We start from the raw sequence: 22608 nt of genomic DNA on the forward strand, positions 1-22608 counted from the left end.
CTTACTCGTGACGCTTAAACACCAGCTCATTCCCTTGACTCGCATCCGCGTCAAAAGCATATCCGTCCACATCAAACTTCTTCAGCTGTTCAGGCTTTGTCAGCTCATTTTCAATGATGTAACGACTCATCAGTCCGCGTGCCTTTTTCGCATAGAAGCTGATCACCTTAAACTTGCCGTTCTTTTCATCGAGGAACACCGGTTTGACGATCTCGCCATCCAGCAGCTTCGGCTTCACGGCTTTGAAGTATTCATCGGAAGCGAGGTTAATCAGCACTGAATCTCCTTGCTCTGCCAGTGCGGCATTCAGCGCGTGGGTCAGCTTATCGCCCCAGAAGCTGTAGAGATCTTTGCCTGCCGGGTTGGCCAGTTTAATCCCCATTTCCAGACGATAAGCCTGCATCAGGTCCAGCGGGCGCAGCAGGCCATACAGACCGGAGAGCATACGCAGATGCTGCTGGGCAAAATCAAACGCGGCCTCGCTAAAGGTCTCAGCCTGTAATCCGGTATACACATCCCCTTTAAACGCCAGAATCGCCTGGCGGGCATTGTCCGGTGTGAAATCAGGCTGCCAGTCATTGAAGCGCTCGGCGTTCAGTACGGCCAGTTTGTCACTGATATGCATCAGTGAGCCGATATCTGCCGGAGAGAGCTGACGCGCCACGGCAATCAGCTTTTGCGACTCTTCCAGAAGCGCGGGCTGGGTGTAACGTTTTGTCGCCAGCGGGCTTTCAAAGTCCAGCGTTTTAGCCGGAGAAATTACCATTAACATGCTCGCGTCCTTGTATTTCATTATCAGAAACAGAATCAGCGCCTACTGTAGCAAAAAAGTGAGGTCGGGTGACGAATCGCTGCCATTGGTGACCGATGATGACCGGACAATCCACAGAGAAAAAAGGGCTTTTTGACGGCAGATTTATCCGGTTGTGGCGTGATGATTTACGGCCCTTGCATGGTGAGGTACGCGTGCTATCATCCGGGGCAGACATTTTCAACACCCTGACAAATCAACTTTGATGAGAATGACAACTATGACGGACAAATTATCTTCCCTGCGTCAAGTCACTACCGTTGTTGCTGATACTGGCGACATCGCGGCGATGAAACTCTACAAACCGCAAGATGCAACCACCAACCCTTCTCTGATCCTTAGCGCTGCCCAGATCCCTGAATACCGTAAGCTGATCGACGAAGCTGTGGTATGGGCGCGTGAGCAGACCAGCAACAAAGAAGAGCAGGTGTCTTACGCTGCCGATAAGCTGGCTGTGAACATCGGTCTGGAGATCCTGAAACTGGTCCCTGGCCGTATCTCTACCGAAGTGGATGCGCGCCTGTCTTATGACACCGAAGGCAGCATCGCGAAAGCACGTAGCCTGATCAAACTGTATAACGATGCCGGCATCAGCAACGACCGCATCCTGATCAAACTGGCTTCAACCTGGCAGGGTATCCGTGCCGCTGAACAGCTGGAAAAAGAAGGCATCAACTGTAACCTGACGCTGCTGTTCTCCTTCGCGCAGGCGCGTTCTTGTGCGGAAGCGGGCGTGTTCCTGATTTCACCGTTTGTTGGCCGTATTCTTGACTGGTACAAAGCCAATACCGACAAAAAAGAGTACGCGCCAAACGAAGATCCAGGCGTGGTGTCGGTGACCGAAATCTACGAATACTACAAACAGCACGGTTACGAAACCGTGGTGATGGGCGCGAGCTTCCGTAACGTCGGCGAGATCATTGAGCTGGCCGGTTGTGACCGTCTGACTATCTCTCCAGGCCTGCTGAAAGAGCTGGCTGAGACTGAAGGTAGCGTTGAGCGTAAGCTGGCCTACAGCGGCGAAGTGAAAGCGCGTCCAGCTAAAATGACCGAATCTGAGTTCCTGTGGCAGCACAACCAGGATCCAATGGCAGTACAGAAACTGGCTGAAGGCATCCGTAACTTTGCCATCGACCAGGGCAAACTCGATAAGATGATTGCTGACCTGCTGTAATTGATCGCGTGGCCGGAAAACCGGCCACTGTTTTTCTTTTTGCTCTACAGGGTTATTTATTCAGCTAATGGTTCCAGCTTGAGAAGATGGTTTTTTGCTTTCTCAACAAGATGTAAAAACTCATCATAGTTGAACTCAAGAACATCATTATTATTGGGGTAAATAATAATATTTACGGATTTCTTGTCCTCAGACAATGAGATTTCTCCCCACTGAATGCTATTAAATGATAATTCAGCATACAGATCATCCCTATCCATAGAACTACCTACACTGTACTCTAACATTATCTATCCCTCATTATTTCGTCGGAGGCTCTCGTAAGCCAATCAATTTAGTTCCATCAGCATTATATCTGAGTGCCCGACCGTCAGGGGCGGTAACTTCTACCACAGTAATTTTTTTCTTATTCTCATAAATAACTCTGTATTCAATTTTACTATTTGTATTGCTTAGTATTTCATTCACTATAGCTTGCCCCTCTTGGTTTAAGATAGCGGATTTTTGACTAGAGTATGAATATGCAGAACCTTCCCTCCCACCATGCTTTTGTAAAGCTCTCCCTGCATCAGTCAGCCCGTTCCTATTAGGAGACGCTGCTGATTCGCTTAAAAATATTTTAGAAGGAATGTTTCTAGAAATATCTTTATTATTAATTGGGTGGCTGTTTAATTCCTCTCGTGTTAGAGGGTTACGGGCCGTTTTAGCTAAAAGGACAGACGCAGCTGCGATCATTGAACCTGACGTTTTTTCGTTCAGTACCTGGTCATATCCCTTAACCGCATCGCCCCCCAGCTGCTCTGCGGTCTTCCTGAATCCAGCGACATTCCCATTATATATGCCACCGGCGGCCAGCAGTCGCCCGGCTGCTTTGCTGTTGAGCATTTTCCCCGGCGGGGCTTGCTGGCCGGAGTCACCGATATAATGCTTTTTAAGAGTGGGAGCGGGTTTTTTGCCGTGATAACGTTTCAGACACTGTTCATAAGCTCTCCTGACTGCCTGCTCGAACGGTGAGTCGCGGAGATCCCTGGAACCGCCATAAACCAGATTGCTCTCTGCATCGAAATAGAATGGATGGTAAAAAGGATCCCAGCGTTCTGAAGTATCAATGCCGATAATCCGACCCCTTTCGAGGTCACGCTCGGTGGCATCATAAATGGGATATACCCGTCATACTTCAAGTTGCAGGTGCGTTGGCTACACTCAGTCACCCGAATCACTTACTCGAGTAAGCTCATCGGGATTCCTTCCCTTGCCGCCTTCCTGCAACTCGAATTATTTTGGGTATAGTAGCCACTATGGCCTGAATACTTGTTGGATGGGTTGAAGCGATCGTTATTGGCAGATTTCCGCTGCGGGAGATCGCCTGAAACGTCTTGCCTCGCATAGCGACGATAATCCATTTCATAATGAATCCGGGCATGGTCGAATGCCACGCGGGGCGTCTGAACGAATTGAAAATCCCGTGGAGAAAGTCGCCTTCCGGCATCCTGCGCCTGAAATAAACAGAACATGCATCCTCGCTTGTTTATCCATAAACAATACATGGATATTCATCTGTTTTATGCGCGAAAAGCAATCACCTTTTATCCATTCTGAGTTCCTGCAGCAGCATAATCAGGCCCTGTAAGCAGTAAAGAAACTATTCGTAATGTTGCCAGCTAGTCATAAACAAAATTCACCACCGCGGTGGTCCTGACGGGTCCACTGGAAAGTGCTTTTTGGTCATAGACGTAGTACCACGCATTCATCGGAATCGACAGTTTCTGCTCTAATGGTTGATTGGAGATGTAAGAAAACAGCGGGGTAGCGGCACCCTGAGCGGTGGCTGAAGGACTAAATTTCATTGGGATATCGTCACTGGATTTCGCGACCCGAATGCCTACCCCTCCAGCGCTGCCTGCGGCTGAGGAAATCAGCGTCGAATTGTCCGATCCCAGCAAATTGCTGCTGCTCATGAATGCCAGCAGATTACGCGTGGTCACGCCATTTAACAGGTCTGAGCAGGTGAAATTTAACGTGAATGCTTTTTTACCGCTGGTGGCTCCGCTGGCCAGTGCGCTGATGCTGATGTCATTCAGCATCACGGTTTTATTTTTATCATCAAAGCTGCAGGTGGTGACGTATTTGACGAATTTTATCTGTAAGGGCTTGTAGTAAATATCATAATCATGCGCGGGCCAGCGCCAGTTAAAAATAAAATAGGCAAAGTCAGCGATCAGCCTGGTAATATTTTGCAGAACGGTGAGGCCAGTGCTGTCCTGAGCCAGCACGATAGGATTGATGGTCGCCGTATCGCCGTTGACTACCATCACATTTTGCGTCGGCGTAGTTTTCATCAGTGCCAGATTAACGGTAAAACTGGCATCGATTGTCGCACCGCCGTTTGTGCCGACGGCAGGATGGGTGGATTGTGGATTGAGATTGCTGACATTCAGACTAACGTAAGCATTACCCGGAAATTTCAGGTAGAGCGTATTATTACTGTAGGGCGTGGAGCTATCGACGGTATTTTTACCGCCAATAATTCCCCATGCGGGTACGCTACATTTGAACATCCCCGGGTAGTTTGTACGCCCGGATACGGATGCATACCCGGTGAGGTTTAATGAACTGGTGGCATCATAAAACATCGTCGTTGCCGTGACAGGCGTTTTTTGTATGCAGTTAGCCCAAATCCTGAATGGCAAAAACAGTGCCAGCAAGCTTAGAGCGATGAGAGGGCATATTCCTCCGCCGTGTCTGGTTTGAAGACGCATCTTCATCCTCCTTGTTTACAGACAATGGTTCACATCATTGGCCAGGTTGGTTTTCGGGTCGGTAATGGTACAGGTGCCATTACTCTCATTGGAAAAGTGGACGATGACCTTATCGGCTAACGTATTGTTATGTATAAATATGACGCTGCCTTGCCCGACATAACCGATCTCTTTATTTTTACTGTCCGTCACCAGCGTGCCGAAGGGGAGAGGAGCATCTGCACGATCAACCGCATAGAAAATGAAGCTTTTCCGCTGGTCGGTATCAAATTTTATATAGTTGATGGTATCGGAGTAGGGGACAACATCCTTACGGTTACCCAGCAGTTGTATGCCATCGCCAAGATTGGTGGTATCTATCGTCATCGCGTTTTTACGGTAAGGCGACATATACGGCACTAATGCTTTGCCCTGACGGTTGGTGCGGATAGTTCCATCGCTATTGACGACAGCATTCGCCACGCCAGGTGCATCAATAATGGCAAATGTGCTGCCAGCCTGATTAGCAAACAGCAGGCCCCCCTGCCAGGCAACCATACTGCCTGTTAACCCCAGGCCTTCCTGACTGAAGTTGGACGACTGGCTCCAGGAAGCATTGAGTGCTGTCTCAGGTGCACGATAGCCGACGTTAGCATTGGTGGTGGTATTTCCCCCCTGGCTGTTAGCCAGATCAACGTTATAGTTCCACTGATTGGCATTACCTGCGGTGCCGCTCAATCCTATATCACTGTTGTTGTAATGACTTTGAGTAAAGGATGAGTTGGTTGACAGGTACATTGGCGAGCTAAAGAGCGTAAAGGGCATAGAGAAGCCCAGGTAGTAACGTATCTCTTCGCGGTTGTTATCATCCCGGGTACGGCTGGCCGTCAGATTGAATGTTACGTTAGCGAGTGTGTTTGAATAGCCTACTTGATACTCCTTACTGTTACGTGTTCCCCTCCAGTAGTTTCTTATCGCACCAGACAGAAAAAAAGAACCTGCCGAGCCGCCCAGGTTCTGATTCACGTTAAAGTTGAAGGTGTTCTTCTGGTTGAGGGTGTTGTTGTATAGAGGGGAATTGCTTCCTCCGTGGCTTCCCATTTCGACAGAATCTTCCATAGTCAGAAATCCGCTGGTTGAGTAGTGATAGGCTGCCAGCGTGAAGTTGGTTCCTGTGTCGGCGAAGTACTTACTGTAAGCAAGCCGATAGCTCTGGCCACTGCTGCTATCGACATGTCGGTATGACGACTGGTGTGACTGAGTGATATCAAATGACACGGCCCCAAAGGGTAAATTCAGACCCGTACCCACAAGGGCAGAAAGATAATGATTGCTCCAGATGCCCCCCGCGTAGGTTGTCAGCAGATTTGACATCCCCCGGCGCCAGGTGGCCTGAATAAAATCGGGATGATAGCTGTTATCGGGAATGCGCACCTGGCCCATTGTCATGTTGTAGACGTTCACACCCGGTTTTAACATGCCAGGAACTGACGAATAGGGCACGGTGAAACGCTGAACGCGGCCGCCAGCTTCGTCGACTTCAACGTTGAGATCCCCCCCGGAACCTGTCGGTAAAATATCATTAATCGCAAACGGACCTGGCGCCACGTTTTGCTGATAGATCGGGACACCATTCTGGAAGATCTTAACTAACGCATTGGTTTCCGCCACACCGTGGACAACAGGGGCAAATCCCTGCATGGAGTCAGGCAACATACGGATATCTGTGCCTATACTGAGGCCACGAAAACGATAGGAGTCGAAGAGATCTGCAGGTGTGTAGCTGTCACCCATGCGCATCTGTGACTCAATGGAACTGAAACTACGCTGCAAATAGCGGGTGTTATTTTGCCAGCTTGATTTACCGTTGTGCGAGTAGTTATAAGAGCTGTTGTCGCGTAACTGCCAGTTCCACAGATTAAGACCAGAATTCAATGAAATATAAGCGTTATCTTCATCCTGCTGATGACGTGAGGTGGAGTGATAATAGTTTGCCTGGTAGGACAGTGTCAGACCGGGCACACCTTCGCTCCAGAATTTAGGATCGACATAACCCCGCCATTTGGCATCCATCTCTTGCTGTGGCACGCTCAAGTCCAGTTTCATCTTACCTGGGTCAAAAGTACTTTTTATTCCATTCGATAAAGCATAAACATTGATGAATTCGGCGTTATTATCCTCAGCTTTTGTCGCTGTCTTTAATAACCCCATTCGGGTGAATTCCCTTGATTTAATTCTGATGTCATTTAAGCTACTGATGACTTTTGCATTGTACTTACCTTTCCAGTCACTATTAACATAAACATCAATTTCGTAATTTCCAGAGGGTAAATCACTATTTTGATAGAATCGTGATAAGTCAGAATGGCCGGATTTACCCGCCAGGAAATTAGTGTTGAACGTAACAGCATAAGCAATCTTTTGCTGGAAAAATACTGAGCATGCCAAAAGTATTTTTGGCGATATATGATATTTTTTAAGATTGTACATTGGCTGTTATTGGATTTTTTTTCGCGATTCGATACTTGCACCGTAGTCATTAATATAGATAAATGAGACCGAGTTTTCACTTGATGATGATTTTGTGTTTTCTATTGTCTTCTGGGAGAAAGGATCTATCATTAAACCTTGCTTAAGAATGTTGTCTGTTTTATTTATTCTGATGGATGATAGCGTCAGGTAATATGGGCTGGCATTATGGACTGTAATTCCTTTCCCTTCCCGGGTTAGCGTCAGCTTATCGATCATATCTTTCGGTGATATTTTTAATCCAACAGGTCGGAAAAAAAGCTTTATACGTGATCTTATTGCCAACTGCATGATGCTCTTCCCCTCGAGGTTTTCTGGCACCGGGGGAATGTCCAGCACATTCAGATAGAAAACTGACTCACGATCGGAAGGCAGTTTCCCGCCAATATACTTGACTCTCAATTGCTGCCCACTGTGCGCAGGCACCTTGACCACCGGAGGCATTAGCAGAAAGGGAACTTTTGCTGTCTCCGGTGTTGAGTCAGGTTCACCATCATCAATCCATGCCTGAACCAGTGAGGGTGAGTCGCCATCGTTGAGCAATTGAACCGAGATCTCTTTTTTGTCAGAAGGATAGATAGAACGGGTTGCACTAATAATTACATTAGCACTACAGAGGCAAGGAAATAATACTGCTAAAAGTAAAATTCTTTTCATGAATCAATCGCTCAACGTCATTCGCTATGAAAAACTAAAGATAAGAGATGCTATAGGTCACCATCGTTTTGACCGTGCCTGCTTCAGCCGCCGATGTGCCAACTTTATAGTATTTGGCATAAAAGTTGAGCGCTTCGGGTGTTGCGGTATTTCCCGCTAGCTGTGTATCCAGCTCCTGGTGAAGAGGAATGGGTTGTGTTTCTTTATCCTCGAGAACGATAGCAATACCGACGTTGCGCGGATTACCCTGAAGGTTGTTTTCCTGGTTGATAAGATACTTACCATCGTTAGATATAGTATTAGGTGAAGAGAATTGCATTTTAAGCGTTGAAGCGGGCGCGTTTCCTGAGTCATTTGCTGCCACCGCCTGTGCAGAAGTACAGTTGGAAAAATCCAGTGAAAAATATTTTTTCCCTGCATCAATAAGACCTTCCGTTGTTCCTGCCTGCTGAGTGGTTATAGGGTTAAGTACCACAGACAGACTTTCTGAATTATTACCATTGATCGTACAGGTTGAGTCCGTTACTGCACCTGAAAAGTTTATTGTCCCGCCAGATATATTGGTGCTGGCATAACTTAATGAACTGGCGCAAGCGAAACTGATAACGCTGCTGATGATGATTGCTTTTCCCATCTTTTTTAATTCCTGATAAAATAATGCATAAAACCCCGCCCACTAATATTTCTATTATGGCGTATTCCTGTGCTTTGTTTGCTATTAAGGTAATGATGGCTTTTTTATGTATTCAATGTGTATCCTTGTGATTGTCGTATCATCCCCTTTATTATGGTTTTTATCTTGTTTGTGATATTTGCAGAAAAAGCTAAATTTACGTTTTTATTTTGTTTCTTTTTTTTGTTCTTTTTAATATTTTTTATCTATATCTCTTCATATATTCGTGCTTACTCATCAATAAGTAGCGGATGTATATTTATATTTTTGTGTGCAAAAAGTAATCACCTGTTCGAGCTATACATCCTGCTTTACTATGGTTTATCCTTCCTCTATTCCCCTTTTGCATACAGCGAAAACCCTATGAATACACTACGCGTTGGATTGATTTCCGTTTCGGATCGCGCCGCGAATGGCATCTATCAGGATCAGGGATTACCCGCCCTTGAGGCGTGGCTGTCTGAGGCGTTAACCACGCCATTTGAAATTGAAAAACGTCTGGTGCCTGATGAGCAGCCGATGATTGAGCAGGCGATTTGCGAGCTGGTCGATGAGCTGTTCTGTCATCTGGTGCTCACCACTGGGGGAACCGGCCCGGCCCGGCGTGATGTCACACCGGATGCCACGCTGGCGATTGCCGACCGTGAGATGCCGGGCTTTGGTGAACAGATGCGGCAGATTAGCCTTAACTTCGTGCCTACAGCGATCCTGTCACGTCAGATGGCGGTGATCCGCAAACAGTCACTGGTGATTAACCTGCCAGGGCAGCCCAAGTCGATTAAGGAGACCCTGGAAGGTCTGAAGGATGATGAGGGCAATGCCAGGGTGCAGGGTATCTTCGCCAGCGTGCCTTACTGCATTCAACTGCTGGACGGGCCTTATATTGAGACGGACCCGACGGTCGTAGCAGCATTTCGCCCTAAAAGCGCTCGTCGCGAAACAAACAGCTAAAAATTGATTTTTTCACGCATAAGATCCAGACATCACTGCTGTGGCAGAAAATTGACGGTATAGTAATGCCGTCTTTACACTTCTAACCATGCTGTTTTCTTCTGACTCTGGATTTTCGTGAATAATTATGTCCCATGATCATGCGCGTCACCTCAACCGGCAGGACTACAAGACGTTAACTCTGGCTGCGCTGGGTGGCGCGCTGGAGTTCTACGACTTTATTATCTTCGTCTTTTTCGCCAGCGTGATCGGCGAACTGTTCTTCCCCGCTGATATTCCTGACTGGCTGCGTCAGCTCCAGACTTTTGCGATTTTTGCTGCCGGTTATCTTGCCCGTCCGCTGGGTGGCCTGATTATGGCGCACTTCGGCGACAGCCAGGGGCGCAAGAAAATGTTCAGCCTCAGCATCCTGCTGATGGCGCTGCCTACGTTAGCGATGGGGCTGCTGCCCACTTATGCTTCCATTGGTATTGCGGCTCCTGTCATGCTGCTCATTCTGCGTGTGCTTCAGGGTGCGGCGATTGGCGGCGAAGTCCCGGGAGCCTGGGTCTTTGTGGCGGAGCATGTACCGGAAAAACGCGTTGGTTTTGCCTGCGGTACGCTGACCGCCGGGCTGACCTTCGGGATTCTGCTGGGATCGCTGGTGGCAACCTTGATTACCACCACGATGAGTGCGCAAACCATCGCTGACACCGGCTGGCGTATTCCCTTCCTGCTGGGCGGTGGCTTTGGTCTGCTGGCGATGTATCTGCGCCGCTGGTTGCATGAAACACCGGTTTTTATTCAGATGAAGCAGCGTAAGACACTGTCAGCTGAACTGCCGTTGAAAACAGTGGTGCTGCGTCATACGCATGGTGTGGTGGTATCGATGCTGCTGACCTGGCTGCTGTCGGCCTGTATTGTCGTGGTGCTGCTGATGGCTCCGGCATTGCTGCAAAAATTACACGGCCTGCCTGCCGCGCTGACGCTCCAGGCAAATAGCCTGGCAACAGTGATGCTGATTTTTGGCTGTATTATTGCCGGGGCATTGGTGGATCGCATTGGTGCTGCGACGACTCTGATCGTGGGAAGCCTGTTAATGGCCGTCTCCAGTTGGGCATTTTTCCATGTGGCTGCGCAGTCGCCGGAATATCTCTTTATTGCCTATGCGGTCGCCGGGCTGTGCGTGGGGGTGGTGGGCGTGGTGCCGTTCGTGATGGTGAGCGCATTCCCGGCAGAGGTGCGTTTTACCGGTATCTCCTTCTCTTATAATATCGCCTACGCCATTTTCGGCGGTCTGACGCCGATTGCGCTGACGCTGATGTTGAAGTTGTCGCCGATGGCGCCAGCTTACTATGTGCTGGCACTCGCGGGGTTGGGTGTTCTGGTCGGTTGCTGGCTGCGTCGTGAAGCCGGGCAGCAGGCACTATTAAAGCAGATTAGCGCACAATAACGCGCAAACATGGCGTTTTACGGGTCAGCTTAGGCTGGCCCGTTGTCTTTATTAGGGCAAAGTGAAAATTTTTTTCTCTCTCCCCCTTGATGCCGCGTCGCCCGGCCCCATCTTAGTTGGCATCCGAAGCTACGGACCTGGAAAAAAAAGCGTAGGGCGAGCAGTTGAAACTGTAAAAAATGCCCGCATTAATGGTTCATAAGCTGATTTGAATTGAATTTAAGTGGGAGATGTTTAAATGGGTAAGATTATTGGTATTGACCTGGGCACAACGAACTCTTGTGTCGCTATCATGGATGGCGGCAAAGCGCGTGTACTGGAGAATGCAGAAGGCGATCGTACAACACCTTCGATTATTGCTTACACCCAGGATGGTGAAACGCTGGTAGGTCAGCCTGCTAAACGTCAGGCCGTGACTAACCCGCAGAATACCCTGTTTGCAATCAAGCGCCTGATTGGCCGCCGCTTCCAGGATGAAGAAGTACAGCGTGACCTGAAAATCATGCCATTTAAAATCGTTGGCGCTGACAACGGTGACGCATGGCTGGACGTGAAAGGTCAGCGCGTGGCTCCGCCACAGATCTCAGCAGAAGTGCTGAAAAAAATGAAGAAAACGGCTGAAGATTATCTGGGTGAACCAGTGACTGAAGCGGTTATCACTGTACCGGCATACTTCAACGATGCACAGCGTCAGGCAACTAAAGATGCCGGTCGTATCGCTGGTCTGGAAGTAAAACGTATCATCAACGAACCAACCGCAGCGGCTCTGGCCTACGGTCTGGATAAAGGTCAGGGTAACCGTACTATCGCGGTATATGACCTGGGTGGTGGTACTTTCGATATCTCTATCATTGAAATCGATGAAGTTGATGGCGAAAAAACCTTTGAAGTTCTGGCGACCAACGGTGATACCCACCTGGGTGGTGAAGACTTCGACAGCCGTATGATCAACTACCTGGTGGCTGAGTTTAAGAAAGATCAGGGCATCGATCTGCACAACGATCCACTGGCTATGCAGCGTCTGAAAGAAGCAGCAGAAAAAGCGAAGATCGAGCTGTCTTCTGCACAGCAGACTGACGTGAACCTGCCGTACATCACTGCTGATGCAACAGGTCCTAAACACCTGAACATCAAAGTGACCCGTGCGAAGCTGGAATCACTGGTAGAAGATCTGGTTGCTCGTTCTATTGAGCCGTTGAAAGTGGCTCTGCAGGATGCCGGTCTGTCCGTCTCTGAGATCAACGATGTCATCCTCGTTGGTGGCCAGACACGTATGCCAATGGTGCAGGCGAAAGTGACCGAGTTCTTCGGTAAAGAGCCACGTAAAGACGTGAACCCGGATGAAGCTGTTGCTGTTGGTGCAGCGGTTCAGGGTGGCGTGTTGGCGGGTGAAGTGAAAGACGTTCTGCTGCTGGACGTTACCCCGCTGTCGCTGGGTATCGAAACCATGGGCGGCGTGATGACTTCGCTGATTACCAAGAACACCACTATCCCAACCAAACACAGCCAGGTGTTCTCTACGGCCGAAGACAACCAGTCTGCCGTGACCATCCATGTTGTGCAGGGTGAGCGTAAACGCGCTGCGGATAACAAATCTCTGGGTCAGTTCAACCTCGACGGTATCCAGAGCGCAGCACGTGGTATGCCTCAGATCGAAGTCACTTTCGACATCGATGCCGATGGTATTCTGCATGTGTCAGCGAAAGACAAGAACAGCGGTAAAGAGCAGAAAATCACCATCAAGGCCTCTTCCGGTCTGAACGACGAAGAGATCGAAAAAATGGTGCGTGATGCGGAAGCTAACGCTGAGTCTGACCGTAAGTTCGAAGAACTGGTTCAGGTACGCAACCAGGGCGATCAGCTGTCACACAGCACGCGTAAGCAGTTGGACGAAGCTGGCGATAAACTGCCAGCGGATGACAAAGCACCTATCGAAGCCGCGTTGACCGAACTGAACACGGCGCTGAAAGGCGAAGATAAAGCGGAAATTGAAGCCAAGATCCAGGCTCTGATGGAAGTGTCCAGCAAGCTGATGGAGTTCGCTCAACAGCAGCAGGCCGCTGGCGGCGCAGCAGATGCGACTGACGGTGCGAAGAAAGACGATGATGTTGTCGACGCTGAATTTGAAGAAGTGAAAGACAACAAAAAATAATCGCCCTTGAGCGGGCAGGGTGGCGCGTCATGCGCCATTGATTACCAGCACGGGCGTCGGAGAAATCCTACGCCCGTGCATGCATGTTAAGGGTAGGATCAATAACAATGGCGAAGAGAGACTATTACGAGGTTTTAGGCGTTTCCAAATCGGCGGAAGAGCGTGAAATCAAAAAGGCTTATAAACGCCTGGCAATGAAGTTTCACCCCGATCGTAACCAGGGTGAAGGTGCCGAAGACCAGTTTAAAGAGGTTAAAGAAGCCTACGAAATTCTGACCGATGCGCAGAAACGTGCGGCTTATGATCAGTACGGTCATGCAGCCTTTGAACAGGGTGGGATGGGCGGTGGCGGTCATGGCGGCTTCGGCGGCGGTGGCGGTGCTGACTTCAGTGATATCTTTGGCGACGTGTTCGGCGATATCTTTGGCGGAGGCCGCCGTCAGCAGCGTGCTGCACGCGGCGCTGATTTACGCTACAACATGGAGCTGTCGCTTGAAGAAGCGGTACGCGGCGTGACCAAAGAGATCCGCATTCCAACATTGGAAGAGTGTGGTGTCTGCCACGGTAGTGGTGCGAAAGTCGGTACCAAACCGCAAACCTGTTCAACCTGTCACGGTGCTGGCCAGGTGCAGATGCGTCAGGGCTTCTTCACCGTGCAACAGGCTTGTCCGACCTGTCATGGTCGTGGCTCGGTGATTAAAGAACCGTGTAATGCTTGCCACGGTCACGGCCGGGTTGAGCGTTCGAAAACCCTGTCGGTGAAAATTCCAGCGGGTGTTGATACCGGTGACCGTATTCGTCTGACCGGCGAAGGGGAAGCGGGTGAGCACGGCGCGCCATCAGGCGATTTGTATGTTCAGGTTCAGGTGCGCAAGCACAATATCTTTGAGCGTGAAGAGAACAATCTGTACTGCGAAGTGCCGATCAACTTTGTGATGGCTGCGCTGGGCGGAGAGATTGAAGTACCAACGCTGGACGGCCGCGTGAAGTTGAAAGTGCCTGCGGAAACGCAGACGGGCAAGTTGTTCCGTATGCGCGGCAAAGGTGTGAAATCAGTACGCGGTGGTGCACAGGGTGACCTGTTATGCCGCGTGGTGGTGGAAACCCCTGTCAGCCTGAGTGATAAGCAGAAATCGCTGTTACGCGAACTGGAAGAGAGCTTCGGCGGTCCATCAGGTGAGAAGAACAGCCCGCGTTCTAAAAGCTTCTTTGATGGTGTGAAGAAATTTTTTGACGATCTGACTCGCTAAAGGCATCGGCTCTCTGAGCGTCAGGGAGCCGGTTCTGCCAATCCATCCACTGTTCCTGTGTGTGGGTATCAATGTGATGATAAAGCCGCCCCAGGCGGCTTTTTTTACGCCCTGAGTTCGAGGGATCTCGCACGGATGTGCAGCCCTTTGAGATATAAATTCAATGAATCGTGAATAGCGCTGTTTTATGCGGGAATAAACTGTTTTTTTCGAATGGCTTAAACACGTATGCTGTCGGTCATCTGAAACTTATTCACTGAGATTAACAGCGGAGTCTGTCATGAACCTCTTTCTCAAAAAACTTTTAAAGAACGATGCTACGGGCGGCGTAGTGCTGATTATCGCTGCTGCTGTCGCCATGTTCCTCGCCAACAATACCAGCACTCAGCAGGCTTATCAGGCCATTCTGGCCATGCCGGTGCAGTTCCGCTTCGGCGCTCTGGATATCAACAAAGACCTGCTGTTATGGATCAATGATGCATTGATGGCACTGTTTTTCCTGATGATCGGCCTTGAAGTGAAACGCGAACTGATGATGGGGTCGCTGAAGGGGCGGGAGCGCGCAATGTTCCCGCTGATTGCGGCCTTAGGCGGTATGTTGGCCCCGGGACTGATCTATGCGGGTCTTAATCATAATGATGCGCTGGCCATCCACGGATGGGCTATTCCGACTGCGACGGATATCGCTTTTGCACTGGGTATTCTGGCGTTGCTGGGTAGCCGGGTGCCTCCTGCATTGAAAATGTTCCTGATGGCACTGGCTGTTATCGACGATCTTGGTGCGATTCTTATTATCGCTTTCTTCTACACCAGCAACTTGTCGATGGCCTCGCTCGGTGTCGCTGCGGCCTCCATTACGGTACTGGCGGTGCTGAATCTGTGTGGCGTGCGTAAAACCTCAGTCTACCTGCTGGTGGGCATGGTGCTGTGGGTGGCGGTGCTGAAATCGGGTGTACATGCCACGCTGGCAGGGGTGATTGTGGGGCTGTTTATTCCCCTGAAAAAACAGGATGGACACTCGCCGTCGATCGATCTGGCACACGGTCTGCATCCGTGGGTGAGCTGGCTGATCCTGCCGTTATTTGCCTTTGCTAATGCCGGTGTTTCGCTGACGGGCGTATCGCCAGAAGGGCTTTTCTCAATGGTGCCTCTGGGGATTATTTTGGGTCTGTTGGTGGGTAAACCGTTGGGGATCACGCTGATTTGCTGGCTGTCGGTGAAGCTGAAGATTGCTGCGTTACCGGAAGGCACCAAAATGGTGGATATTGCCGCTGTCGGTCTGTTGTGTGGCATCGGCTTTACCATGTCTATTTTTATCGCTTCACTGGCATTTGATGCTGCACATGAAGAGATGGTGACGCTGGCCAAGCTGGGGATCCTCACCGGGTCTGTACTGTCTGCTGTGGTGGGATATATTCTGCTGCGGGTTAAACTGCGCCCGCAATCATCGCATTAATGACGCGGTGACCGAGGGAATGGTAGGGGCGGCCTTTTTTAGGTCGCACCCGCTCTCTGTGCGTACCCTCAAAAAAAAGGCATAAAAAAACCGCCGGAGCGGTTTCTTTATCAAAGCTTGATTAACAAGCTGACATTAAGCCAGTTTGCTGATCTGTGCAGCCAGATTTGCTTTATGACGTGCAGCTTTATTCTTGTGGATCAGGCCTTTAGCTGCCTGACGGTCCACAATTGGTTGCATGTCATTAAATGCATTCTGCGCAGCTGCTTTATCGCCAGTAGCGATAGCCGCGTAAACTTTCTTGATGAAAGTACGTAACATTGAGCGACGGCTAGCATTGTGCTTGCGACGGTTCTCAGATGTTACGGCGCGTTTCTTAGCTGATTTGATATTAGCCAAGGTCCAACTCCCAAATAGTTCTATGAGGACAATTCAAAGGCCGAGGAATATGCCCTTTTCGCCTTCGGTTGTCAATGGATTTGTGCAAATAAGCGCCGGTCAAACAGTGGCACTTGATTACGTTTCGATGGCGCAAGATTCTACCAGCTTCATTCAGTCGAATACAGCTTATTCACAAGAAAAATATCATACCGCGCCGGATCAGTACCCTACAGAGCGAAATGGCGAGAAGAAAGCATGAAAGCCCGTATTCGTGGGTTAACCTTCACGCCTGTACAAGGTATAATCCCCCGATTTCCACAAATTTGAGCCAGCCATGAAGTTTATCCGCGGCATACATAACCTTAGAGAGCAGCATCGCGGCTGCGTACTGACTATCGGTAATTTCGATGGCGTACATCGAGGCCATCAGGCGCTGCTGGCGCAACTGTGCAAAGAAGGGCGTCAGCGCAATTTGCCGGTGATGGTCATGCTGTTTGAGCCTCAGCCGCTGGAACTGTTTGCGGCGGAAAAAGCCCCTGCACGGCTGACACGCCTGCGGGAGAAAGTGCGCTACCTCGAACAGGCCGGCGTCGATGCCGTGCTGTGCGTGCGTTTCGATCGCCGTTTCGCGGCCCAGACAGCGCAGAGTTTTGTCGCCGATCTTCTGGTCGATAAGCTGGGCGTAGAGTTCCTCGCGGTGGGGGATGATTTCCGCTTTGGCGCTGGTCGCCAGGGTGATTTCCTGTTATTACAGAATGCGGGCGTCGAATATGGCTTTGATGTCATCAGTACCCAGACATTCTGTGATGACGGAAAACGCATCAGCAGCACGGCGATTCGGCAGGCACTGGCAGAAGATAACCTGTCGGTGGCAAATGCCCTGCTGGGGCGTCCTTTCAGCATTTCTGGCCGTGTAGTGCATGGCGATGCGCTGGGCCGCACCATTGGCTTCCCTACGGCTAACCTGCCGCTGCGTCGTACGGTCTCCCCAGTCAAAGGGGTGTATGCCGTGGAGGTTTTAGGGCTGGATTCACATCCGTTACCCGGGGTGGCAAATATCGGCACCCGACCTACCGTTGCAGGGCTGCGTCAGCAGCTGGAAGTACATTTGCTGGATGTCTCCATCGACCTTTACGGGCGCCATATTGAAGTGGTGCTGCGTGATAAAATACGCAACGAGCAGCGTTTTGCCTCGCTCGACGCACTGAAAGAACAAATTGCAAACGATGTGGTGACTGCCCGAACTTTTTTTGGGCTGAAAACATCGGTTTAAGTTTACATAGAACCGACATACGGAACCGAGAATCTGATGAGTGACTATAAATCTACCCTGAATTTGCCAGAAACGGGGTTCCCGATGCGTGGCGATCTGGCCAAACGCGAACCGGGCATGCTGCAACGTTGGTATGATGACAAGCTGTACGGCATCATTCGCGAAGCCAAGAAAGGGAAAAAAACCTTTATTCTGCATGATGGCCCTCCCTACGCGAACGGCAGCATTCATATTGGTCACTCAGTTAACAAGATTCTGAAAGACATTATCGTTAAGTCGAAAGGCATGGCGGGCTATGATTCGCCGTATGTTCCAGGCTGGGACTGCCACGGTCTGCCTATCGAGCATAAAGTTGAGCAGATGATCGGTAAGCCGGGCGAGAAAGTCAGCGCATCTGAATTCCGTGCTGCCTGCCGCAAATATGCCGCCGAGCAGGTGGAAGGGCAGAAAGCCGACTTTATCCGCCTGGGTGTGCTGGGTGACTGGGATCGTCCGTATCTGACGATGAACTTCAAAACCGAAGCCAACATCATCCGTGCCCTGGGCAAGATCATCGGCAACGGTCACCTGCACAAGGGCGCAAAGCCGGTGCACTGGTGTCTGGACTGCCGCTCTGCGCTGGCTGAAGCGGAAGTTGAGTATTACGACAAAACCTCCCCGTCTATCGATGTGATGTTCAATGCCGTCGATAAAGACGCCGTGCAGGCGAAATTTGGCGCAAGCCAGGTTGATGGCCCAATTGCTCTGGTGATCTGGACGACTACGCCGTGGACGATGCCGGCTAACCGTGCCATCTCCCTGCATCCTGAATTCGACTACCAGCTGCTGCAGATCGAGGGCCGTGCCCTGATCCTCGCTAAAGAGATGGTCGAGAGCGTGATGAAGCGCGTTGGCGTGGCTGCATGGACCGTGCTGGGCGAAGCGAAAGGCGCTGACCTTGAATTGATGGGCTTCCAGCATCCGTTCCTCGGCCACACCTCCCCGGTAGTTCTGGGTGAGCACGTGACTCTGGAAGCCGGTACGGGTGCGGTTCATACTGCGCCTGGCCACGGCCCGGACGACTTTGTGATCGGTCAGAAGTACGGCATTGAAGTGGCTAACCCGGTCGGCCCGGACGGCAGCTTCCTGCCAGGTACTTACCCGACGCTGGATGGCGTTAACGTCTTTAAAGCCAACGATATGATCGTTGAGCTGCTGCGCGAGAAGGGCGCTCTGCTGCATGTTGAAAAACTGCATCACAGCTACCCACACTGCTGGCGCCACAAAACGCCGATCATCTTCCGTGCGACTCCGCAGTGGTTTATCAGCATGGATCAGAAAGGCCTGCGTGCGCAGTCGCTGAAAGAGATTAAAGGCGTGCAGTGGATCCCTGACTGGGGCCAGGCGCGTATTGAGTCGATGGTGGCCAACCGCCCTGACTGGTGTATCTCCCGTCAGCGTACCTGGGGCGTACCGATGGCGCTGTTCGTGCACAAAGACACTGAGCAGCTGCACCCGGATTCTCTGGAACTGATGGAGAAGGTAGCGAAGCTGGTTGAGCAGGACGGCATTCAGGCATGGTGGGATCTCGACGCCCGCGACCTGATGGGTGCTGATGCTGACAACTACGTTAAAGTGCCGGATACCCTCGATGTGTGGTTCGATTCTGGCTCTACCAGCTATTCAGTCGTCGACGCACGCCCTGAGTTTGGTGGCAACGAACCCGATTTGTATCTGGAAGGTTCGGATCAGCACCGTGGCTGGTTTATGTCCTCGCTGATGATCTCCACCGCGATGAAAGGCAAAGCGCCGTACCGCCAGGTACTGACGCACGGCTTCACCGTTGATGGTCAGGGTCGTAAGATGTCCAAATCATTGGGCAACACCGTCAGCCCGCAGGACGTGATGAACAAGCTGGGCGCCGATATCCTGCGTCTGTGGGTGGCATCGACCGATTACTCCGGTGAAATTGCCGTTTCTGACGAAATCCTCAAGCGTTCCGCCGACAGCTATCGCCGTATCCGTAACACCGCACGCTTCCTGCTGGCGAACCTCGCTGGTTTTAATCCAGAAACCGATCTGGTGAAACCGGAAGAGATGGTCATCGTTGACCGCTGGGCAGTGGGCCGCGCGCTGGCTGCACAGAACGATATCGTCGCGTCTTATGACGCCTACGATTTCCATGAAGTGGTGCAGCGTCTGATGCAGTTCTGCTCGGTTGAGATGGGTTCCTTCTATCTGGATATCATCAAAGACCGCCAGTACACCGCGAAATCAGATGGCCTGGCGCGTCGTAGCTGCCAGACCGCGCTGTGGTATATCGTGGAAGCGCTGGTACGTTGGATGGCGCCAATCATGTCCTTCACCGCTGATGAAATCTGGGGCTATCTGCCGGGCAAACGCAGCCAGTATGTGTTTACCGAAGAGTGGTTCGACGGGCTGTTCAGCCTGGAAGACAACCAGCCAATGAACGACAGCTACTGGGCTGAACTGCTGAAAGTCCGTGGTGAAGTCAACAAGGTTATCGAGCAGGCGCGTGCTGATAAGCGTATCGGTGGTTCTCTGGAAGCCAGCGTCACGCTGTATGCCGATGCCGAGCTGGCCGCGAAGCTGACCAGCCTGGGTGAAGAGCTGCGCTTTGTGCTGCTGACCTCAGGGGCTCAGGTGGCTGACTATGCACAGGCGACCGACGATGCGCAGCAGAGCGAAGGGGTAAAAGGTCTGAAAATTGCCCTGCAGAAAGCAGAAGGTGAGAAATGTCCACGCTGCTGGCATTACACTAGCGATATCGGCCAGAACGCCGAACACGCTGATGTGTGTGGCCGTTGTGTCACTAACGTCGCGGGCAGCGGCGAACAGCGTAAGTTTGCATGATGAGCAAACCTGTTCTCTCAACCGGATTGCGCTGGCTGTGGCTGGTGCTGGTGGTGATTGTCATTGATTTCGCCAGTAAGCAGTGGATTATGAATAATCTGATGCTGCACGAATCGATGCCAGTGATGCCGTACTTTAACTTCTTTTATGCGCACAACTACGGCGCGGCGTTCAGCTTCCTCGCTGATAAAGGTGGCTGGCAGCGCTGGTTCTTTGCCGGTATTGCCATTGCCATCGTCGTGGTGCTGCTGGTAATGATGTATCGCACCAGCGCCAGCAATAAACTGAATAACATCGCCTATGCGCTGATTGTCGGTGGCGCAGTGGGCAACCTGTTTGACCGGTCATATCATGGCTTTGTGGTGGACTTCATCGACTTCTATGTCGGTGACTGGCACTTCGCCACGTTTAATATTGCCGACTGCGGTATCTGTATCGGTGCCGCGCTGATCGTGCTGGAAGGGTTCCTTAGCCCGAACGGCAAACAGGCCAAGAATAAAGGGTAAGGCATGACCGATTCTGTACAGCGTGACAGTGCAGTGCTGGTGCATTTCACTTTGAAACTGGCTGATGGTTCCACGGCGGAATCCACGCGCAGCCACGGTAAACCGGCACTGTTTTGCCTTGGCGATGGCAGCCTGTCTGAACGGCTGGAAAGCCATCTTCTCGGGCTGAAAGCGGGCGAGACGTGTGCTTTTTCGCTGGACGCAGATGATGCGTTCGGCGGCATCAGCCCGGACCTGATCCAGTATTTTTCGCGCCGTGACTTTGTGCAGGCCGGGGAACCGGAAATTGGTGCCATCATGCTGTTCAGCGGCATGGATGGTAACGAGATGCCGGGTGTGATCCGTGAAATCTCCGGTGACTCAATCACCGTTGATTTCAATCACCCTCTGGCCGGGCAGACCATTCACTTTGACGTAGAAGTGCTGGAGATTGATCCGGTACGGGAGACGAGCAATGCAGATCCTGTTGGCTAACCCGCGCGGTTTCTGCGCGGGTGTTGATCGCGCTATCAGCATTGTGGAGCGTGCGCTGGAGATGTATGGCGCACCTATCTACGTGCGGCATGAAGTGGTGCATAACCGTTATGTGGTTAACAGCCTGCGCGAGCGCGGTGCGATCTTTATTGAAGAGATCAGTGAAGTGCCGGATGGTTCTATCCTGATCTTCTCTGCACATGGCGTGTCTCAGGCCGTTCGTGCTGAAGCAAAAGCGCGTGACCTGACCATGCTGTTTGATGCTACCTGTCCGCTGGTCACCAAGGTACATATGGAAGTGGCGCGTGCCAGCCGTAAAGGAACGGAAGCGATCCTGATCGGTCATGCGGGCCACCCGGAAGTAGAAGGGACAATGGGCCAGTACAACAACCCGAAAGGGGGCATGTACCTGGTGGAAGCGCCTGCGGATGTCTGGACGCTTCAGGTTAAAGATGAAGACAACCTGTGCTTTATGACGCAAACCACGCTGTCCGTCGATGACACCTATGAAGTGATCGATGCGCTGCGTGCCCGATTCCCCAAAATTGTCGGCCCGCGTAAAGACGACATTTGTTACGCCACCACGAACCGTCAGGAAGCGGTGCGAACGCTGGCGCGTGATGCTGATGTGGTGCTGGTGGTCGGTTCGAAAAACTCCTCGAACTCAAACCGTCTGGCAGAGCTGGCACAGCGAGCCGGCAAACTGGCACGTCTGATCGACTCCGCTGATGATATTCAGGAAGAGTGGGTCAGAGGTGTGGGATGTGTCGGCGTTACCGCAGGGGCTTCGGCACCGGATATTCTGGTGCAACAGGTGATCGAACGGCTGAACTCACTGGGCGGCGTCGATGCCATCGAGCTGATTGGTCGCGAAGAGAACATTGTGTTTGAAGTCCCAAAAGAGCTTCGCGTCGAGGTTCGTCAGGTCGAGTAAAATCCGTTGGGGGCGACCCCTGAGGTATCCCCATAAAGTAAGACTTGCATGACGAGCGGTCGACCAGTGACGCTGGTCTACACGATTGTCCAGGTCAACGTCAAGGGCGTTTCGCTTTCCCGCTGCGCGGGCTGAGCGACCCAGGGTGGGCAGTCGCCCCCACCCTGGGGACCCGGGCTTTGCGGCAGGCGCTGCGTCCACTGTGTGGATACCTTCGCAAGCGCTGCTGAATGCCGCCTCAACGTCAAAATCCAGGTCAACACCCAAACCGAAAACAACTCAGGACGCGTAGGGGCGGACCTTCTTTTTCGGTCCGCCCGTGATGTTGAGCAGGGTGCTGCCCCTGTTTTACGGGGCGATCGGA

Annotated in this window: 19 protein-coding genes; 11 read left to right on the plus strand and 8 right to left on the minus strand. The window is 51.3% G+C overall.

All coding sequences use genetic code 11. From position 1 onward, the window contains the following. Window position 1 precedes the first annotated feature (1 nt). Window positions 2-772, minus strand: coding sequence for a peroxide stress protein YaaA (yaaA, locus tag ACFL9S_RS21785; protein WP_405263954.1), 771 nt, complete (start codon window positions 770-772; stop codon window positions 2-4). 259 nt (window positions 773-1031) lie between these two features. Here yaaA and tal point away from each other — a divergent pair, with 259 nt between their 5' ends. Beyond that, window positions 1032-1985, plus strand: coding sequence for a transaldolase (tal, locus tag ACFL9S_RS21790; protein WP_133842368.1), 954 nt, complete (start codon window positions 1032-1034; stop codon window positions 1983-1985). Window positions 1986-2041: 56 nt separating this feature from the next. On the opposite strand, the gene ACFL9S_RS21795 is transcribed toward tal, so the two are convergent. The 6 genes from ACFL9S_RS21795 to ACFL9S_RS21820 all read right to left on the minus strand — a co-directional run bounded on the left by ACFL9S_RS21795 (window position 2042) and on the right by ACFL9S_RS21820 (window position 8543). Further along, on the minus strand, window positions 2042-2272 hold the full coding sequence (locus tag ACFL9S_RS21795) for a hypothetical protein (protein WP_405263955.1): 231 nt from the start codon (window positions 2270-2272) through the stop codon (window positions 2042-2044). Between the two features lie 13 nt (window positions 2273-2285). Then, on the minus strand, window positions 2286-2870 hold the full coding sequence (locus ACFL9S_RS21800; protein ID WP_405263956.1) for a hypothetical protein: 585 nt from the start codon (window positions 2868-2870) through the stop codon (window positions 2286-2288). Between the two features lie 776 nt (window positions 2871-3646). Further along, on the minus strand, window positions 3647-4618 hold the full coding sequence (locus tag ACFL9S_RS21805; protein ID WP_405263957.1) for a fimbrial protein: 972 nt from the start codon (window positions 4616-4618) through the stop codon (window positions 3647-3649). Between the two features lie 141 nt (window positions 4619-4759). Continuing rightward, window positions 4760-7213, minus strand: a complete 2454-nt coding sequence (locus ACFL9S_RS21810; protein WP_405263958.1) for a fimbria/pilus outer membrane usher protein — start codon at window positions 7211-7213, stop codon at window positions 4760-4762. Window positions 7214-7219: 6 nt separating this feature from the next. After that, entirely contained in the window at window positions 7220-7909 is a 690-nt protein-coding gene (locus ACFL9S_RS21815; protein WP_405263959.1) for a molecular chaperone, read from the minus strand. A 34-nt stretch (window positions 7910-7943) separates the two neighbouring features. After that, on the minus strand, window positions 7944-8543 hold the full coding sequence (locus ACFL9S_RS21820; RefSeq protein ID WP_405263960.1) for a fimbrial protein: 600 nt from the start codon (window positions 8541-8543) through the stop codon (window positions 7944-7946). 402 nt (window positions 8544-8945) lie between these two features. On the opposite strand from ACFL9S_RS21820, the gene mog reads away from it, so the two are divergent. The 5 genes from mog (at window position 8946) to nhaA (ending at window position 15823) form a co-directional block, all read left to right on the plus strand. After that, window positions 8946-9533 carry a molybdopterin adenylyltransferase gene (gene mog, locus ACFL9S_RS21825; RefSeq protein WP_405263962.1) on the plus strand — a complete coding sequence of 196 codons (588 nt, stop codon included), beginning with the start codon at window positions 8946-8948 and terminating at the stop codon, window positions 9531-9533. 127 nt (window positions 9534-9660) lie between these two features. After that, a complete protein-coding gene (locus ACFL9S_RS21830; protein WP_405263963.1) occupies window positions 9661-10965 on the plus strand; it encodes an MFS transporter in 1305 nt (434 codons plus the stop codon). A 238-nt stretch (window positions 10966-11203) separates the two neighbouring features. Then, window positions 11204-13117: a molecular chaperone DnaK gene (gene dnaK, locus ACFL9S_RS21835; protein ID WP_405263964.1), complete on the plus strand. Its 1914-nt coding sequence runs from the start codon at window positions 11204-11206 to the stop codon at window positions 13115-13117. 107 nt (window positions 13118-13224) lie between these two features. Next, complete coding sequence (gene dnaJ / locus ACFL9S_RS21840) at window positions 13225-14367, plus strand: molecular chaperone DnaJ (protein WP_405263965.1); 1143 nt, start codon at window positions 13225-13227, stop codon at window positions 14365-14367. Window positions 14368-14647: 280 nt separating this feature from the next. Further along, complete coding sequence (gene nhaA, locus ACFL9S_RS21845; protein WP_405263966.1) at window positions 14648-15823, plus strand: Na+/H+ antiporter NhaA; 1176 nt, start codon at window positions 14648-14650, stop codon at window positions 15821-15823. Window positions 15824-15958: 135 nt separating this feature from the next. On the opposite strand, the gene rpsT is transcribed toward nhaA, so the two are convergent. Further along, window positions 15959-16222, minus strand: a complete 264-nt coding sequence (gene rpsT / locus ACFL9S_RS21850) for a 30S ribosomal protein S20 (protein ID WP_133842352.1) — start codon at window positions 16220-16222, stop codon at window positions 15959-15961. 316 nt (window positions 16223-16538) lie between these two features. Here rpsT and ribF point away from each other — a divergent pair, with 316 nt between their 5' ends. Genes ribF through ispH form a run of 5 tightly spaced genes read left to right on the plus strand, consistent with a single transcriptional unit; the run spans window position 16539 to window position 22244 of the window. Continuing rightward, window positions 16539-17477 (plus strand): bifunctional riboflavin kinase/FAD synthetase, encoded by a 939-nt coding sequence (gene ribF / locus ACFL9S_RS21855; RefSeq protein ID WP_405263967.1) that lies wholly within the window; start codon window positions 16539-16541, stop codon window positions 17475-17477. A gap of 36 nt (window positions 17478-17513) precedes the next feature. Continuing rightward, complete coding sequence (ileS, locus tag ACFL9S_RS21860) at window positions 17514-20330, plus strand: isoleucine--tRNA ligase (RefSeq protein WP_405263968.1); 2817 nt, start codon at window positions 17514-17516, stop codon at window positions 20328-20330. Next, window positions 20330-20836, plus strand: a complete 507-nt coding sequence (gene lspA, locus ACFL9S_RS21865) for a signal peptidase II (RefSeq protein ID WP_200641902.1) — start codon at window positions 20330-20332, stop codon at window positions 20834-20836. The genes ileS and lspA overlap by 1 nt, the downstream gene beginning before the upstream one ends. Before the next feature lie 3 nt (window positions 20837-20839). After that, a complete protein-coding gene (fkpB, locus tag ACFL9S_RS21870; protein ID WP_405263969.1) occupies window positions 20840-21310 on the plus strand; it encodes an FKBP-type peptidyl-prolyl cis-trans isomerase in 471 nt (156 codons plus the stop codon). Next, the gene (gene ispH / locus ACFL9S_RS21875) at window positions 21291-22244 is read left to right on the plus strand and encodes a 4-hydroxy-3-methylbut-2-enyl diphosphate reductase (protein WP_405263970.1); all 954 of its coding nucleotides are present in this window, start codon (window positions 21291-21293) and stop codon (window positions 22242-22244) included. The genes fkpB and ispH overlap by 20 nt, the downstream gene beginning before the upstream one ends. Window positions 22245-22608 lie beyond the last annotated feature (364 nt).

The sequence above is a fragment of the Erwinia sp. AnSW2-5 genome (assembly GCF_045107195.1).
GTDB lineage: Bacteria > Pseudomonadota > Gammaproteobacteria > Enterobacterales > Enterobacteriaceae > Erwinia.

What these genes read in the sequence shown, in the direction of transcription:
- ribF (WP_405263967.1), top strand. Translation starts at nt 16,539, where the DNA reads ATGAAGTTTATCCGCGGCATACATAACCTTAGAGAGCAGCATCGCGGC.
- ACFL9S_RS21805 (WP_405263957.1), bottom strand. Translation starts at nt 4,618, where the DNA reads ATGTTTTATGATGCCACCAGTTCATTAAACCTCACCGGGTATGCATCC.
- tal (WP_133842368.1), top strand. Translation starts at nt 1,032, where the DNA reads ATGACGGACAAATTATCTTCCCTGCGTCAAGTCACTACCGTTGTTGCT.
- lspA (WP_200641902.1), top strand. Translation starts at nt 20,330, where the DNA reads ATGAGCAAACCTGTTCTCTCAACCGGATTGCGCTGGCTGTGGCTGGTG.
- fkpB (WP_405263969.1), top strand. Translation starts at nt 20,840, where the DNA reads ATGACCGATTCTGTACAGCGTGACAGTGCAGTGCTGGTGCATTTCACT.
- ileS (WP_405263968.1), top strand. Translation starts at nt 17,514, where the DNA reads ATGAGTGACTATAAATCTACCCTGAATTTGCCAGAAACGGGGTTCCCG.
- ACFL9S_RS21810 (WP_405263958.1), bottom strand. Translation starts at nt 7,213, where the DNA reads ATGTACAATCTTAAAAAATATCATATATCGCCAAAAATACTTTTGGCA.
- ACFL9S_RS21820 (WP_405263960.1), bottom strand. Translation starts at nt 8,543, where the DNA reads ATGGGAAAAGCAATCATCATCAGCAGCGTTATCAGTTTCGCTTGCGCC.
- ispH (WP_405263970.1), top strand. Translation starts at nt 21,291, where the DNA reads ATGCAGATCCTGTTGGCTAACCCGCGCGGTTTCTGCGCGGGTGTTGAT.
- yaaA (WP_405263954.1), bottom strand. Translation starts at nt 772, where the DNA reads ATGTTAATGGTAATTTCTCCGGCTAAAACGCTGGACTTTGAAAGCCCG.
- ACFL9S_RS21800 (WP_405263956.1), bottom strand. Translation starts at nt 2,870, where the DNA reads ATGCTCAACAGCAAAGCAGCCGGGCGACTGCTGGCCGCCGGTGGCATA.
- dnaK (WP_405263964.1), top strand. Translation starts at nt 11,204, where the DNA reads ATGGGTAAGATTATTGGTATTGACCTGGGCACAACGAACTCTTGTGTC.
- ACFL9S_RS21830 (WP_405263963.1), top strand. Translation starts at nt 9,661, where the DNA reads ATGTCCCATGATCATGCGCGTCACCTCAACCGGCAGGACTACAAGACG.
- nhaA (WP_405263966.1), top strand. Translation starts at nt 14,648, where the DNA reads ATGAACCTCTTTCTCAAAAAACTTTTAAAGAACGATGCTACGGGCGGC.
- ACFL9S_RS21815 (WP_405263959.1), bottom strand. Translation starts at nt 7,909, where the DNA reads ATGAAAAGAATTTTACTTTTAGCAGTATTATTTCCTTGCCTCTGTAGT.
- dnaJ (WP_405263965.1), top strand. Translation starts at nt 13,225, where the DNA reads ATGGCGAAGAGAGACTATTACGAGGTTTTAGGCGTTTCCAAATCGGCG.
- ACFL9S_RS21795 (WP_405263955.1), bottom strand. Translation starts at nt 2,272, where the DNA reads ATGTTAGAGTACAGTGTAGGTAGTTCTATGGATAGGGATGATCTGTAT.
- mog (WP_405263962.1), top strand. Translation starts at nt 8,946, where the DNA reads ATGAATACACTACGCGTTGGATTGATTTCCGTTTCGGATCGCGCCGCG.